A 15,290-nucleotide genomic window follows, 5' to 3' on the forward strand; every position below is an offset into this window, starting at 1 on the left:
CCAAGTTACCATCTGCTATGATCCGCCCTCGTGTTTAACAATGGGAAAGCAATTTAATGAAACTCAATCCAGGACAGAATGAAGCAGTGCATTATGTCTCCGGCCCTTGTCTAGTACTAGCTGGCGCTGGCAGTGGTAAAACGCGAGTTATCATTAATAAAATTGCTTACCTAGTCGAAAAGTGTGGCTATAAAGCGCGTAATATCGCCGCGGTAACCTTTACCAATAAAGCCGCCCGTGAGATGAAAGAGCGTGTGGCTCAGTCTATGGGACGCAAAGAAGCCCGTGGGCTGTGGATTTCAACTTTCCATACCTTGGGATTAGAAATCATTAAGCGTGAACACAAGGTATTGGGCTTAAAAGCGGGTTTTTCGCTGTTTGACGATCAAGACACCTTTGCGCTATTAAAAGAACTGACCCAAGACGAGTTAGATGAAGATAAAGATTTAATCAAATCACTGGCTTCAGCTATTTCTAATTGGAAAGGTGGATTGGTGATCCCGCAGCAAGCGCGCAAGCTAGCTAAAGATGAACAAGGGCAGTTATTTGCCATTTTGTATCAACGCTATGCACAGCACATGAAAGCCTATAATGCGTTAGATTTTGATGATTTAATTCTTATCCCTACTTTATTACTGCGCATGAATGAAGAAGTACGCATCCGCTGGCAAACTCGAATTCAATACCTGTTGGTGGATGAGTATCAAGATACCAACACCAGCCAGTATGAGTTAGTCAAGTTATTGGTGGGAGAGCGCGCAAGATTTACCGTGGTGGGCGATGACGATCAGTCTATTTATTCCTGGCGTGGCGCTAAACCGCAAAATTTAGTCCTATTAGGGACTGACTTTCCTAGGCTTAAATTGATTAAACTAGAACAAAATTATCGTTCTAGCCAGCGCATCTTACGTGCGGCTAATATCTTGATTGCCAATAATCCCCACGTGTATGAAAAAGCCTTATTCAGTGAATTAGCCTATGGTGAACCATTACGGGTATTGATTGCCGCGAACGAAGAACAAGAAGCTGAACGAGTCATTGCGGAAATTATTCGACATAAGTTTGTCGGCCGTACCCAATTTGGTCAGTACGCTATTTTATACCAGGGTAATCATCAATCGCGCTTACTTGAGCGGGCGTTGATGACCAACCGCATCCCTTACAAACTCAGTGGCGGGACGTCATTTTTTTCCCGCGCTGAAATTAAAGACATTATGGCTTACCTGCGTTTAGTGGTTAATCCCGATGATGACAATGCATTTTTGCGCGTAGTGAATTTACCTAAGCGTGGTATTGGTCCGGCAACCTTAGAGCGCTTAGGTAACTTTGCTAATCAAAAACATATTTCAATGTTTGAAGCCATTTTTGATGCGGGGTTAAACCATGAGTTGGCGCCAGCGGCGATTAAATCTTTATATCAATTCGGCCAGTTTATTGTTGATACTGGTGAGATAGCCAAGCGCGGTGAATCTGTCGATGCGATTAAAAAGTTGATCCGCAGTATTAACTATGAAGATTACCTGTACGAGACCAGCACTAGCGCGAAAGCGGCTGAAATGCGGATGAAAAATATTTCAGAGCTTTATCGCTGGGTAACCGAAATGCTTGAGGGCGATGAGCTTGATGAACCCATGACGTTGCCTGAAGTGGTCACACGGTTAACGCTGCGTGACATGATGGAGCGTAACAGTGAAGATGAAGGTGGCGATCAAGTGCAGTTGATGACATTGCACGCTTCAAAAGGATTGGAGTTCCCGTTTGTGTTTATGGTGGGCGCAGAAGAACGTATTTTGCCGCATCAATCCAGTATTGATGAAGATAACGTTGATGAAGAGCGACGCTTAGCTTATGTCGGCATTACGCGGGCGCAACGTGAACTGTGGTTTGTTATTTGCCGTGAACGCCGTCAATTTGGTGAAACCATACGCTGTGAGCCTAGCCGTTTCTTAATGGAGCTGCCACAGGATGATTTAATTTGGGAAAATCGCAAACCGCAACAAACAGAACAGCAAAGAGTAGAGTCGGGTAAAAGTAATATTGCTAACCTACGGGATATGTTTAAAAAGTAATTAGCATAAGTGATAACGTGTGTGAAGTGGGAGTTATCAGGGCGAGGGCACTTGTGCAGCTAGGTCAGCAAGGCCCCATAGCCCCATTAATCAGTGTGCTTGCCTTAACGCTCGTCCCTGGCCTATACGGTAGCCTAATGCTAAGAACTGTTGGCGTTGTTGTAGCGTATCAATACCCGTAGCCACAATTTTTAAATCTAACGCATTAGCGGATAAGCTGTATGCTTTAACTAATTTTAGTTGGTTTTCATTGAGTAAATGTTTGCTGATTTCATTATCTAACATCAAAGTTGATATCGGTAAAAAGCTCAAACTACTGAGAGAACTATAACCCGTTCCAAAGTGATCTACGCCAATATTAGCCCCAAGTTGCTTGATAATATCAAATGCATTGAGATGATTTTCAGTGTCTTTTACCAGAGACTTTTCATTGAAAAAGATGGTTAATTTAGATAGGTCTATGCCGCTATTTTTGACGGTTTTTTTCAGATTTCGCAGTGCATACTTGTGTTTTACATGTTGGCTGGAAATGGACATATATAGTTGTATTTCTTCACCAAACTCTTGCTTCAGTTTAGAATAGTCTTGGTTTAGTTGCTTGAAAATATAGTCATCAAAGTCGAGTTCGAGCTGTGAATTATTGGCCAGTTGCAGTAATTTAGTATGCTCCCATTTACCATGCTTATCGTGGTGCCAGTGTGTTTTAGGCTCAATCGCCAATATCTTTTTTTGATCAATATCGTAAATCGGATGATAATCTATTTTAATCTGTTGTTGGCTAATCGCCAGCTTTAGCTGCTGGTCTAGATCATATTGTTGCTCAGACTGATAGCTGAGTTTACTGTCGAAAATGATATAGCAGCCCTTGCCATTTGATTTAGCTTTATACATGGCTTTGTCAGCATCACGCAATATAGACTCGCTGGTTTCTAACTGGCTGGTATTACTGAACGCAATGCCGATACTGGCACCCGATACAAAGTCTTGATTTGCTAACAAGTATGGTTGACTGATTTGATGTAAAATTCGCTCACTCACTTCTACCGCATCTTGGGTGCCATGAATGGTATCAAGCAATATCACAAACTCATCCCCGCCCATTCGAGCTAAGGTGTCGTTTTCACGGATGCAGCTTTTTAAACGCTTAGCCGTTTCAATTAAAAACCTGTCACCTTCAAGGTGGCCGAAGGTATCATTAATCACTTTAAAGCGGTCTAAATCAATGAACAGTAATGCAAACTGGTCTAAGCCATGGCGTCTCACATGCTTTAATGCCTGTGATAAGCGTTCCATTAGGTAATTACGATTAGGTAACCCCGTTAACCCATCATGCTGCGCATCGTGTACCAGTTGCGCTTCAATTTTACGGCGCTGATTAACTTCTTCTTGTAGGTTGATATTCATTTGCGCCAAAGCTTGGGTACGGGCAGTTACTTTTTCTTCGAGCAATTCATGGCTGCGTTTTAATGAATCAACCGCATGTTTGCGTTCAATCGCATTGGAAATATGTTGTGAAACGAAAGTCAGTAGTTCAAGATCTTTTATTTGGTAATTTTGTTTTTTATCTAAACTGTAAATCGTTAGCGCACCGACAACCTTGCCATTAATAATTAAAGGTATGCCTATCCATTGATGCATTAGTTCTGTTTTATTCAGTGCAGGTGATTGAGCATAAATATCACCATGCTTAATCAAGGTTTTAATATCTTCACTACTGAGTAACCTTGGCTGCTTATGTTGTAAAATATATTCGGTTAAACCATCTTGCATTGGGCGGCTTGCTGGATATTCACTGGCCACTTGCGACACATAAAACGGAAATGACAAAGTATTGTTGTTATCAATGAATGAAATAAAACAATTTTGTGCCGGTAACAGTTGGCTAATAATTTGATGAATACGATTATAAAAATCATGTTGAGCAACATTTGAAGCGGACAAATCAGCTATTTCGAATAATGATTTCTGCAGGTTTTCTGCTTTTACCCGCTCTTTCACTTCTGATTTAAGGCTGTTATACGCTTGGCTTAATTCTCGAGTACGCTCTTCAATCGCTAATTCAAGTTGTTCATTATGCAGCAGGCGCTCCATCACACCAGAAATATGATGGCTAATAAAGCCCATTAATTCGAGTTCAAGTTCACCGTAGTTGATTTTCTCGTTATAACTTTGGACAACTAATACACCGCTGACCATATCTTGATTTTTAATCGGCACCCCAAGCCATTGATGGCATGGAGAACCTAAACCTTGAATTTCCCCTTGAGCGATAAGTTGATCAAATCCAGCATCGTCACACAGTAAAGGTTGACCTGTGCGGAATACATAACCCGTTATGCCGCGCTTTAAAATGGCAGAGATTTCTTCATCAGGGTATAACTCAGTTGGGTGTGGGTCTTTCTCATCGGCAAAAAAAGGCAAGCTCATCATGCCTGTTTTGGGGTTTTGCGATGCGATAAAAAAGTTGTCAGCAGGAATTAAGCGTTGTAAATGTTGATGAACTCCAATGTAGAAGTCATCTAAAGAGGCTGCTTTAGTCGCAATATTAGAAATGCCTAATAAAGCGTTTTGAATGATTTCCGCCCGCTTATATTTAGCGGCCAAACGCCTCAGGCGCATCACACGGCGTTGAAGCAATTCAACGTTATCGGTTAACTTTAAATCATTAACGTCCTTATCTATCATCAGCAGTTGCTTTATCCCATTAAATATAAAAAGAAAACCATTATCTCAACCCATATAATTAACATAGTTTATTATGTGATCCAAGTAATATTATGCTGCGTATAATGATGACAATTACAGCGGATTAGTCAAAAGTTAATCAGTCAGTTAAAAAAAGTGAATCAGGGCTAGACGTGGAGGCAATTTATCCTTAGTATATGCGTCGCTAACCAAGGCGAGCGCCCATAGCTCAGCTGGATAGAGCGTACCCCTCCGGAGGGTAAGGCCGAAGGTTCGAATCCTTCTGGGCGCACCATTCGGTAGTATGTTTTGTCGAATTTGGTTAGTAAGATTGAAAGTCAGTGGTGATTGTAGCTCAGTTGGTAGAGTCCTGGATTGTGATTCCGGTTGTCGTGGGTTCGAACCCCATCAGTCACCCCATTCAATCTAAAAGCGTTGTTGATAACGCAAATTGTTAAATATCTATTTTCGGTGATTAGCGCAGCCCGGTAGCGCATCTCGTTTGGGACGAGAGGGTCAGAGGTTCGAATCCTCTATCACCGACCACATTTCCGCTTTCTTATAGCGAGTTTAACCTCAACGTTAAATAAATATCAGACTTGTATTCAAGTAAAAATCTCGGTGATTAGCGCAGCCTGGTAGCGCATCTCGTTTGGGACGAGAGGGTCAGAGGTTCGAATCCTCTATCACCGACCACATACAGCCAAAAGCCACTCTTATGAGTGGCTTTTTGCTTTTTGCAATAAAATCATCAAATACCTCTTTAATAAGCTTAAATGATTAACCGACTTTAACTGATAGCGGCTTAAGCGATTGTGACTTAATTGATTGTAGCTTTACTGAGTGTGACGGCCATAAAAAATGCCAGCGATTAAGCTGGCATTATTATCGTGATTTAGTGACCGATTAGTCTTCTACGCGAACGCCCCACACATCATGTTCGTCGGCGTGAATAATTTGTACCCAAACTTGGTCGCCTGGTTGTACGTCAAACTCGTCGGTTAAGTACACTTTACCGTCAATTTCTGGCGCGTCCATGTATGAGCGGCCAATTGCGCCTTCGGTGTTCACTTCATCAATTAAGATTAAATACTCTTGGCCAATACGCGCTTGCAGCTTGTCGGCGCTGATTTGTGCCTGTAAAGCCATAAAGCGTTGTAGTCGGTCTTCCATAACATCGTCAGGCACATGGTCTGGTAAGTCGTTGGCTTTAGCGCCTTTTACTGGCGAGTATTTAAAGCAGCCTACGCGATCAAGTTGTGCTTCTTCTAAAAAGTCGAGTAACTCTTCAAACTCTTCTTCGGTTTCACCTGGGAAGCCAACAATAAAGGTTGAACGAATAACTAATTCTGGGCAAATCTCGCGCCATTTAGCAATGCGCTCTAGCACTCTGTCTGAGCTGCCTGGGCGTTTCATTAATTTAAGGATGCGCTTGTTAGCATGCTGAAACGGAATATCTAAATACGGTAAAATGCTGCCTTGTGCCATTAATGGAATAATGTCATCCACATGCGGGTAAGGGTATACATAGTGCAGGCGTACCCACACACCTTGTTTGGCTAATTCTTCACAAAGCTGCTGCATATGGGTTTTGATTGGCATGCCGTCCCAAAATGCGGTCTTGTGTTTTACGTCGACGCCGTAAGCTGAGGTGTCTTGTGAAATAATCAGTAATTCTTTTACACCCGCTTTAACTAAACGCTGGGCTTCACCTAATACATCACCAATGGGGCGAGAGTCTAAGTCACCGCGCATAGAAGGAATAATGCAGAAAGTGCAACGGTGATTACAGCCTTCTGATATTTTCAAATAGGCGTAATGCTTAGGGGTCAGTTTAATACCGTGATCGGGCACTAAATCGATTAATGGATTGTGTTTTGGCTTTTCAACATGTTGATGAACTTGTTTTAGCACTTCATCATAGGCATGTGGGCCCGTTACACCTAAAACGTTAGGGTGTAGCTCAATAATTTCATCTTTCTTAACCCCTAAACAACCGGTTACCAAGACTTTACCATTGGCAGCTAATGCTTCGCCGATAGTGTCTAACGATTCTTGTACGGCACTGTCAATAAAGCCACAGGTATTGACGATAACCATGTCTGCATCAGCATAAGTAGAGACTACGTCATAGCCTTCAGTACGCAGCTGGGTCAGAATACGCTCTGAATCGACAAGGTTTTTTGGGCAACCAAGACTGACAAAACCAATTTTAGCTGCACTAGCTTGCATTGGACTATTTGAGCTTAATGCTGATTTGGCTTGTTCCTCTATGACCTTCTTGGGTGTCGCTAGGGTAGTGGTTTGTTTAGGGTCATAGTGATTAACAGTCATAGTGCCTCTATAAATAGGTATAAAAAACGAGTAGCTAACAGCCAAAATTGGAGTGGCGGAATTATACAGCAGTCTTTTTGCTATTACAGCTAATGAAAGCCACGTGGGGAAGTTTTTATTTAACAGAAATAGAGGTTCGATTGAACCTCTATAGTGGAATGTGAGTTAACGTCGTCTTTTTGTTAACTAAATAACCTGGTATAAGATTTGTTGGCTTTTTTATTTTGACTGCACTTTAGATTGACGTCGTTGCCAATATAAATAGCGTCCAGTGAAGGCCAAAAATACCGGCATCAAGCCTAACAAACGCCAAATTACCCGCTGCAGCCTTCAGAGTTTCTAGCATTGATATAGCGAACATCTTTCACTGTGTCATAGTCGACAGGATCGAGCGTGTTATGCTTTTTGATGAACTGATAAAGCATATCTGCATCAATAAAGCCGGTGTCTCTGGCCTGTTCCTTCAACTTAGGGTATTTGTTACCGCCGGCAGCGTTATAGCTAGGGAGGGTAAATCGATAGTTATCCTCTAGTTTGAAAGGCTTGTTACCCACAGTGCTGATATCAACATCTTTAGCTTTACAGTCAACAGTCATCTTGATGCCGCTGAAGTGGGCAAAGCCGCCAGAGCCTTGAGTCATAAGCGCAACCTTAGACAAATACTTTTTCAGTTCGGCACCATTCATCTCTGTCACAGTCACACTGTTGGAAAAGGGCAGCACCTCAAGCACATCACGATAACGAATCGGGCCTTTCTTTATGCTGGTGCGAATACCGCCAGAGTTCATGATACCAAAATCTGCTGGCGCAGGAAGCTGGGTCTGAGCATGGGCTATCATAATCCCTAGAGGTGTCGCTTGGTAACGAACAGCCTTACGTTCACCAATGAAATCAGCCTTTGCAATGCCAATCTCCTCCCGTAGCTTGACCTGACCATTGCGCTGATATGGACGCAGCAATTCGAGGGTTTCTGGATCTTTGGGGGTGAGCATTGAAGAATGCTGCATGAAACCATACTTGGTTTCAGTGTTCACTGGAACCAGCTCGTAGTTTGCCAGATGAAGCTTACCACCGAAGTATTCAAAGTCAGCACGGCCAACATATTTACCCCACTCGTAGGCCTGCATGATCCAAGTGCCATTTTGACGATCAGGCTTACAAGGCTCATCTCGAGCATATTTTTTTACGTACTCACCAGTATCTCCTTCCATACAGACAGGCAACTGTGAGTGCCCGCCAATGATAGCCTGAACCTGACCAGGTTCAAGGCTGCGAGCCAGCGCTACATCACCAGGAGCATTACTGCCATGTCTACCATTTTCATAGTGACCCATGTGGGTGAGACCAAAGACCAGATCTGGTTTATGCTGCTGTTTAAGCTCTGCCAAAACCGCTTTTGCCTCAGCTTGAGCTGAAGTGAATTTTAGGTTTTCAACATACTCTGGATTGCCTATCTCTGCGGTCTGCTCGGTCGTTAGACCGACTACGGCTAACTTTAAACCTTGAATCTCGAATAGCTTGTAGGGCTCAAAGTAGCGTTGCCATTCACCATCGACTTGGCGATAGATGTTGGCTGATAACCAAGGAAATTTTGACCAGTTCCTTTGCTTATCCATCACAGTCGATGGATTATCAAACTCATGGTTACCCACGGCCATGGCGTCATAACCAAGGTGGTTCATGCCGATAAAATCTGGCTCGGCGTCTTGAAGGTCAGATTCAGGAACGCCAGTATTGATGTCGCCACCGGAGAGCAGTAAAACCTGGCCGCCTTGCTCAATCACTTCTTTGCGGATTTGATCAAGGATGGTTTTACGTGCAGCCATGCCATAACCACCATTTTCACTATGCCAAAAACGGCCATGGTGATCATTGGTATGTAGCAGGGTGAAGCGCTTGCAGTCAGCGCCTGCAGCGATACAGGCGACAGAGGCTGTCACCTTCGGTGCTTTAGGTGCTTCTTCCAGCTTCTTCTTACCACAGCCGCTCAATGTCAACGCAAGTGCGATAGCTGAGCAGGTAACAAGTAGGCTAGAGTGACGGTGTGAAGTATTCATAATAATCCTTCAGAATTAGACTGATAAACCTTGCCACTCGCTTTAGGAACTCGCTTTATCATCATGAGGAAAGGCGCCAATATGAGATATAAGGCAATGGCGGTATCGCTAAAAAAACAGCACCCAGAGCTATCCAGGTGCTGCTTATTATAGGCTTAACAGATGATTAGCTTTGGCGACGACGTAACCACATTAGCGGTAGCAGTAGCGCCATAAAACCACCTAAGCTACCCGCGCCATCAGGCTGAGTCCAACCAGTATCTTCGGTGTTTATCACCTCAATGCTAACAGGCTTACTGAAGCTTTCTTCGTCAACTGTTACCGTAAGCTCAAACACAAGAGCTTGATCGATATTGACGCTAGGCGCTGTAACATCAAGTGTCAGACCTGAAGCCGTAAATACTGCCGAGTCACCAAATACCTGCTTCCAGCTATAGCTAGTCCCTGTTGGCGCATCGGTAACCGTCGCTGTGATGGACGTTTTATCACCTTCGGTCACTTTTGTTGTTCCTGTAAACTCTACATTCAGAGTTAAAGGCACGTTAATCACGTTCAGGCTAACAGCTTGAGTTGTTTCCAACGTACCGTTGCTGATGGTCAAGGTGAAGTGTAACGTCTCATCGGCTTTAATCTTTGGCGCAGTTAGAGACAATATAGCTTGGTCGCCAACGAGGGTCTTCTCTTCAGCAACAATTTGCTCCCATTTATAAGTAAGAGCAACACCTTCGCCAGCGCTGATTGCAGAGGCATCTATAGTATATGCTGCGCCTTCAGTGACACTATCAGGAGTAACAATATCACCTTCGACTGCCAAAACAGGATTTGGATCGTCACCACAGACTGCACCATACACTTCTTTTACTAACTCAGGGCGGTCAATGAAAGGGTTACGGTTACCCTGGTATTTGTATATCTGGTTGTTACGATTTTGCTCGTATGTATCAATAGTATCTAACTGGTTCCATGCATACAGAGTACAAAGTGTACCAATCAGCGGATCGCTATCCTCGGCTGCAGTCGTCAGACGATCTACCACAACGAGATCAGGCATTTGAGTCGTCGCAGTATCTGTTCCTTGATAACGAGTATCCATATACATGATCATACGCGCGACATCGCCTTTCACCTCATCGCGAGGTTCCCAGCAGTCTGTAGTTTTGTCTAGGTAGTTGCCAGTAGCGACACCGTTGAACAGCACCTCTTCGCCTGTATCCTTACATGCACCAAAGTCATTGTTGCTTCGTGCAGAGTTAATACCAGGATCTGATGGGCGTAGGTGATGGGCATCGGTATAACCCCACTGAGACTCGCTTGGGAAGCCATGGCTCTTGGCCCAAACGTGCTCACGGTTCCATTTACCTACACCGCTACCACCACCTAGATTGTCGTACTTAGAAATAGAATTACCTGTATAGATCTCAATAACATTTTTATCGTTAGTGGGATCTTGGTCTGCGTAGGTCAGTGTGCTCCAAACCTGCTTATAGGTCAGTTGTTTATGATTTTTCGCAATGATAGTAGACAGGGCATTCTTCAGCTCATCTGCAGTATTAAACTCGCCACTCAGTACATCTGAGTAATAGATTTCAGCATTGAATGTAGTCGGATCGGCAACCGGAGTCAGCGTCTCGCAACCAGTACAAGGACCTGTTTCTGGCTCTGGTGCTGGCGGGGTGACTGAACCATCACAGATACCCTCACCAGCACAACCTAAGCCATCAGCGGTATCAATATCGAATACGGCCCATTGGTTGTTGGTACCAGGAAAGTCAGCTTCGGCAACAGTATCCCCAGCAGTGACACTGGCTTTACGACGTAGGGTCTTATTTGCAGTGGAGAAATTTGCATCGTTTGGATCAGTCCAAGCAGACCCGGGTCTTCGCCGCGCTTACCGAAGCGATCGATAACCACATCGTCTTTGGTCAATACCAGAGCATCATCACCGTTGAAGAAAGTTACCGTAGAAGCGTTGCCGATTTTAAACGCATCAGCGGCACCAGAATTATGGAATACCAGACTTTTTCCAGGGGCTAAAGTACCTGTTAAGGTCTCAGCATTACCTGGATCCGTACTACCATTTCCAAACAGAGTCAGCTTATAAACATTAGCATCTAGGTCGATGGCGGTGCCACCTAGGTTGGAAATTTCAATCGCTTTGTTGTTACTGCTGCCTTCGATGTATTCGGTTAACAGCAGAACACCAGGTGTCGCTTCAGCACTACAAGTGCCTTCACCTGGGCAGCCAAGGCCATCTGAAGTGTCTGTATCAAACACTATCCACTGATTGACAGCGCCAGGGAAATCAGCCTCGGCCACGGTATCACCCGCAGTGACACTGGCTTTACGGCGCAGTGTTTTATTCGCGGTGGAGAAATTGGCGTCGTTTGCATCAGTCCAAGCAGACCCTGGTCTTCGCCACGCTTACCGAAGCGATCGATAACCGCATCGTCTTTTGTTAATACTAGGGCATCATCACCGTTGAAAAATGTGACGGTTGAAGCGTTGCCGATTTTAAACGGATCAGCTGCACCAGCATTGTGGAAAACGAGGCTCTTTCCTGGCTGTAGAATACCGGTTAAAGTCTCAGTATTACCAGGATCTGTACTGCCATTGCCAAACAAAGTCAGCTTATAAGCGTTAGCATCCAGATCGATGGCACTGCTACCTAGGTTAGATATTTCAATCGCTTTGTTGTTGCTGCTACCTTCAATGTACTCAGTAATCAGTAAGTCAGCATTCGCCGCAGCAGAAAAAGTGCCCAGAACTATGGCCGTTGCGGTGGCAACTGCACTCATTGTAATTCTCATAATGTTATCTCTTTAGAATCTTTGATGAAAAGCGCACTGCCCGAAAGCAGGCGCTTCATTATTGAGATCGACGCTTATTTGCGAAGACGACGGCGAGTTGCTGCCAATCCGAGTAGGGATAGCAAGCTGATGAAGCCAGTGCTGCCTGCACCACCGTCACCACCAGTACCATCGTTCTCTTCTTCTACAATGTCAGCAATCAAGGTGTCGCGGTTAGCTACCTTGGCGAGGAAATTTTGCTGAGATCCTTCAACAAGTTTGCCGTCACGCATTAAGCTTACGGTAACCTTGTAGATAGCTGATGGTGCACCGAATACCTCGAAATTCACCAAAGTTGTCGTGTCATTAGCAAGGACTACATTTGGCTGTACCATTTGGGTCAAATCTAAACGCAGGTCATCATCATAAGGTGTCATATTGACAGTGGCTACATCGCCAACTTGAGCCGCAATACCTGTAGGTATCTGGTAAGGAACCTTGATCAGTTTTCTCAGTTTTGTCAGGTTTAGAGGCACGTTAGCATCCGCATCACCAGGCTTATAGCTAAGGGTAACTAATGCAGGATCGTGATCCGACGCGCGATAGATGTCCGCTTTGTAAAACTTGTGCGCGCCAGTACCGTCGATACTACCTTTAAAGCTGTTTTGGTAGTCATACAAGCCTGTCTCTGCCGCATTAACATGCCAGTCAGTGGCATCAATCACACGATTTTTCAGTGAGGGAGAAATCAAGATGTGATCAAGCGATCCTAATTCGTCACTGAAAGAGTAACTCCAAGGTGTCTTGCCTTTCTCTTTGAACTTTTCACCGACGATATCGATATAGCCATACGTCTTAGTGATAGTGACCGGTGAGCCATCTTGGTTAAACTGCGGCTTAGGTCCAAGGAAAGTATGGCTAGCGGTAACGATAGTCTTATTACGTGGGTTCTGGGTAAGAACCAGCACAGGATCTTCTTTACCATAGGCGTTCAAATCACCAAGGATGATTTTATCCCCAGGAATGTCTGCCATCTCTTCACCTAAGTGCACGGCGCCGGCTACGCGGAACTCAGCACAAGCACCTTGGTAGTCTAGATCGGGTGCTTCACGGTTATTCCAAGTCGTGGCATTGCCAAACTCAACATCTTGCCATTCTTCCCAACAACTAGAGCCTTTTGACTTAAGGTGATTTACAGATAGCGTTAAGCGCTTGCCTGTTTGGTTAATGATAAAGGTTACCACCAAGGCATCGCGGTGGTAGTTTTGACCGTCTTCTAAGATCTCTTGGTTTTGATCTTTGATCACCTCACCTAAGTCGTTGACGATAGTCGGCGCTTTTTGTTGAGGCATTTCGATCACGCGAGTGCGCTCAATGCTCATCTTGCTTGGGCGATACATAATACCTGTAGCAATAGCGTCAGAACCAATGGCGTCTAGGTTATCCAGCATTTGATTACCGTTGTTGTCAAAACCAACAAACACATAACGGTTCTCAGTAGAGTTAGGGCCATTGTAATCCTGGGCGCGCTCATCCACATACTTGATATTAACTTGGTTCACAATTTCAGCAATAGCACTGTCATCGCCAAAACCATTGTTTTCAATCTCCATCAGGGCCATTACATCTGCATCCTGAGCACGAATAATTTCTACCAGCTTGGTTCTCTGGTGAATGTATTCATCGTAGGTCTCTGCACCTCGGCTTTGGCCATAGTTGTTATTGTCCCCACCGAAAGGAGAGTTAAAGAAGTTAAACAGGTTCTGACTGGCAATGCGGATAGCAAAATCATCTTTTGCCACAGTGTCATTCAGATCAGGCTTCTGGGTACGCGGTAGATTGTGAATAAAGTTATCACTTGCCAACTGATTGGTTATCGTCAGGCTGTAGTCCTGATCAAACTTATCAGTGCCTGGAATCAACTCTGTTTCGTATTGGCTAATCACACCTTGTGCATTAACGAGACTATCGTCGATACGGATGTAGTTAGTGTGTGGGTCGCTGTTAAAGCCTGCGTAGTAAGGTAACTCGGTACCGTTTGATTTAGGCGAGCTTTCAATCACTAAACGATAGTCATTGTTTTGCTGATAGGCCGCTTTAGACTCTGGGCTGCCAGCAACATGCAAGTGGTTAGGCTGTAAATTTGGGCGCTTATAAGCCGCCACCATGTTGTTGCGACCGTTAGGAGACGACAGGTAGTTGTAGCTGAAGCTACGAGTGATACGCATATCTTGATCGCCATCAGTCTGAGGATCCAGATCGGTAGGCAAATTAACCAACATACCTTCATAACGCTCTAGGGTCTTATCGAAAGAGCCGTTATCAGCGCTAATCACCTCAATATCTGTCGGGCTGGTTGCTATGTCAGTGTCAGTCACATTCCAGCTAAATGCCGTATCTGCAGACAGTTGAGTTTGACCTTGGTATTCAGCTACTTTACTGCCGATACAGATAGTTTGACCAACCTTCAGATTACCAGCAGCACTAGAGCTAACAAAGATGCCATCTGAAGTCTCTGGATTGTTATCAGAAACAAGATTGCGAAGATAGAAGCCTTCATTAGGGATAGATACCTTAGCTGAGATGATGCCTTCTACGGCAACTATTTCAGCTGATTCGGTTTCACCATCAGCAATCAGAGGCGATGTAAAGCCTGCACCCTGAACTTCGCTAGGAGACATGATTTCACTTTGATTAGTTGGACAAGTGAAAATATCCATGATGTCGGCAGCATCCGCTGCGGGCAGCTCAGATTTACCTAAATCATCAAATCTCATGGGTAAGATGTTCTGCCACTTAGTTGCATCGAACGTACCTGATTGAGCGGGATTGTTGCCGTCAGCAGCTTTTTTGCGACGCAAAGTGGTGTTAGGGGCCCAATTGCTACCGTCATTCACTCGTCCGACGCGATCGATAACGGTATCGCCATTTTTCAGGAAAAAACCGTCATTGCTGGTCATGAACAGGTTGTTATACCTATTACTGGAATCATATGTAGAGATAACAACGGTGCCACCTTGAGTCACAACCGTTTTACGAAACTCTTCACTCGACCTACTATTGACAATAACCATAGACGCGCCGGATGCAAGCGTCTGACCACTCAGCAGCGGCTTAGCATCCGAGTTGAGCAACTCATTGTCATACTTACCGTCAGAGCGTTGGTAAGCTTTAATATCATCGGTAAAGGTAAAGGCATCAGAGCCTGTATTAGTGATTTCAACCGCGCCAACATTGGCATCGGTACTTTGGATCATTTCGGTGATCAGCAGATCTTCAACGCCAGCGAAGGCGCTAAGGCTGATGGTGCTGGCAATGGCCAGCGATAGGAAACTTTTTTTCATAGTAAACTCTATAAA

Annotated in this window: 8 protein-coding genes and 4 tRNA genes; 5 read left to right on the forward strand and 7 right to left on the reverse strand. The window is 44.4% G+C overall.

Features of this window, described 5'->3' with window-relative positions:
- Positions 1-56: 56 nt before the first annotated feature.
- A complete protein-coding gene (gene rep / locus L0B17_RS04025; protein ID WP_235087764.1) occupies positions 57-2,069 on the forward strand; it encodes a DNA helicase Rep in 2,013 nt (670 codons plus the stop codon).
- Between the two features lie 90 nt (positions 2,070-2,159).
- Here rep and L0B17_RS04030 read toward each other — a convergent pair whose 3' ends face one another.
- On the reverse strand, positions 2,160-4,754 hold the full coding sequence (locus L0B17_RS04030) for a sensor domain-containing diguanylate cyclase (RefSeq protein WP_235087766.1): 2,595 nt from the start codon (positions 4,752-4,754) through the stop codon (positions 2,160-2,162).
- A 218-nt stretch (positions 4,755-4,972) separates the two neighbouring features.
- Here L0B17_RS04030 and L0B17_RS04035 point away from each other — a divergent pair.
- The 4 genes from L0B17_RS04035 (at position 4,973) to L0B17_RS04050 (ending at position 5,450) form a co-directional block, all read left to right on the forward strand.
- Positions 4,973-5,049: transfer RNA gene (locus L0B17_RS04035), tRNA-Arg, on the forward strand.
- Positions 5,050-5,098: 49 nt separating this feature from the next.
- A tRNA-His gene (locus tag L0B17_RS04040) sits at positions 5,099-5,174 on the forward strand.
- A gap of 49 nt (positions 5,175-5,223) precedes the next feature.
- Positions 5,224-5,300 (forward strand) — tRNA-Pro (locus L0B17_RS04045).
- Between the two features lie 73 nt (positions 5,301-5,373).
- Positions 5,374-5,450 (forward strand) — tRNA-Pro (locus tag L0B17_RS04050).
- 210 nt (positions 5,451-5,660) lie between these two features.
- On the opposite strand, the gene rimO is transcribed toward L0B17_RS04050, so the two are convergent.
- From rimO to L0B17_RS04080, 6 genes are all read right to left on the reverse strand, one after another.
- Complete coding sequence (rimO, locus tag L0B17_RS04055) at positions 5,661-7,088, reverse strand: 30S ribosomal protein S12 methylthiotransferase RimO (RefSeq protein ID WP_235087768.1); 1,428 nt, start codon at positions 7,086-7,088, stop codon at positions 5,661-5,663.
- 314 nt (positions 7,089-7,402) lie between these two features.
- On the reverse strand, positions 7,403-9,145 hold the full coding sequence (gene ushA / locus L0B17_RS04060) for a bifunctional UDP-sugar hydrolase/5'-nucleotidase UshA (RefSeq protein ID WP_235087770.1): 1,743 nt from the start codon (positions 9,143-9,145) through the stop codon (positions 7,403-7,405).
- Between the two features lie 166 nt (positions 9,146-9,311).
- Positions 9,312-10,877 (reverse strand): endonuclease I family protein, encoded by a 1,566-nt coding sequence (locus L0B17_RS04065; protein WP_336246499.1) that lies wholly within the window; start codon positions 10,875-10,877, stop codon positions 9,312-9,314.
- Complete coding sequence (locus L0B17_RS04070; protein ID WP_235087772.1) at positions 10,856-11,461, reverse strand: lamin tail domain-containing protein; 606 nt, start codon at positions 11,459-11,461, stop codon at positions 10,856-10,858. The genes L0B17_RS04065 and L0B17_RS04070 overlap by 22 nt, the downstream gene beginning before the upstream one ends.
- On the reverse strand, positions 11,419-11,952 hold the full coding sequence (locus L0B17_RS04075; RefSeq protein WP_235087773.1) for a lamin tail domain-containing protein: 534 nt from the start codon (positions 11,950-11,952) through the stop codon (positions 11,419-11,421). Before L0B17_RS04075 ends, L0B17_RS04070 begins: the two co-directional genes overlap by 43 nt.
- Before the next feature lie 74 nt (positions 11,953-12,026).
- Positions 12,027-15,275: an ExeM/NucH family extracellular endonuclease gene (locus tag L0B17_RS04080; protein ID WP_235087775.1), complete on the reverse strand. Its 3,249-nt coding sequence runs from the start codon at positions 15,273-15,275 to the stop codon at positions 12,027-12,029.
- Positions 15,276-15,290 lie beyond the last annotated feature (15 nt).

Origin of the sequence: Shewanella sp. OMA3-2 (assembly GCF_021513195.1) — a bacterium.
Classification (GTDB): domain Bacteria; phylum Pseudomonadota; class Gammaproteobacteria; order Enterobacterales; family Shewanellaceae; genus Shewanella.

Bases quoted from the DNA above. Each gene is read 5' to 3' on its own strand.
- rep (WP_235087764.1), top strand. From the start codon at position 57: ATGAAACTCAATCCAGGACAGAATGAAGCAGTGCATTATGTCTCCGGC.
- L0B17_RS04080 (WP_235087775.1), bottom strand. From the start codon at position 15,275: ATGAAAAAAAGTTTCCTATCGCTGGCCATTGCCAGCACCATCAGCCTT.
- ushA (WP_235087770.1), bottom strand. From the start codon at position 9,145: ATGAATACTTCACACCGTCACTCTAGCCTACTTGTTACCTGCTCAGCT.
- L0B17_RS04030 (WP_235087766.1), bottom strand. From the start codon at position 4,754: ATGATAGATAAGGACGTTAATGATTTAAAGTTAACCGATAACGTTGAA.
- L0B17_RS04075 (WP_235087773.1), bottom strand. From the start codon at position 11,952: ATGAGAATTACAATGAGTGCAGTTGCCACCGCAACGGCCATAGTTCTG.
- rimO (WP_235087768.1), bottom strand. From the start codon at position 7,088: ATGACTGTTAATCACTATGACCCTAAACAAACCACTACCCTAGCGACA.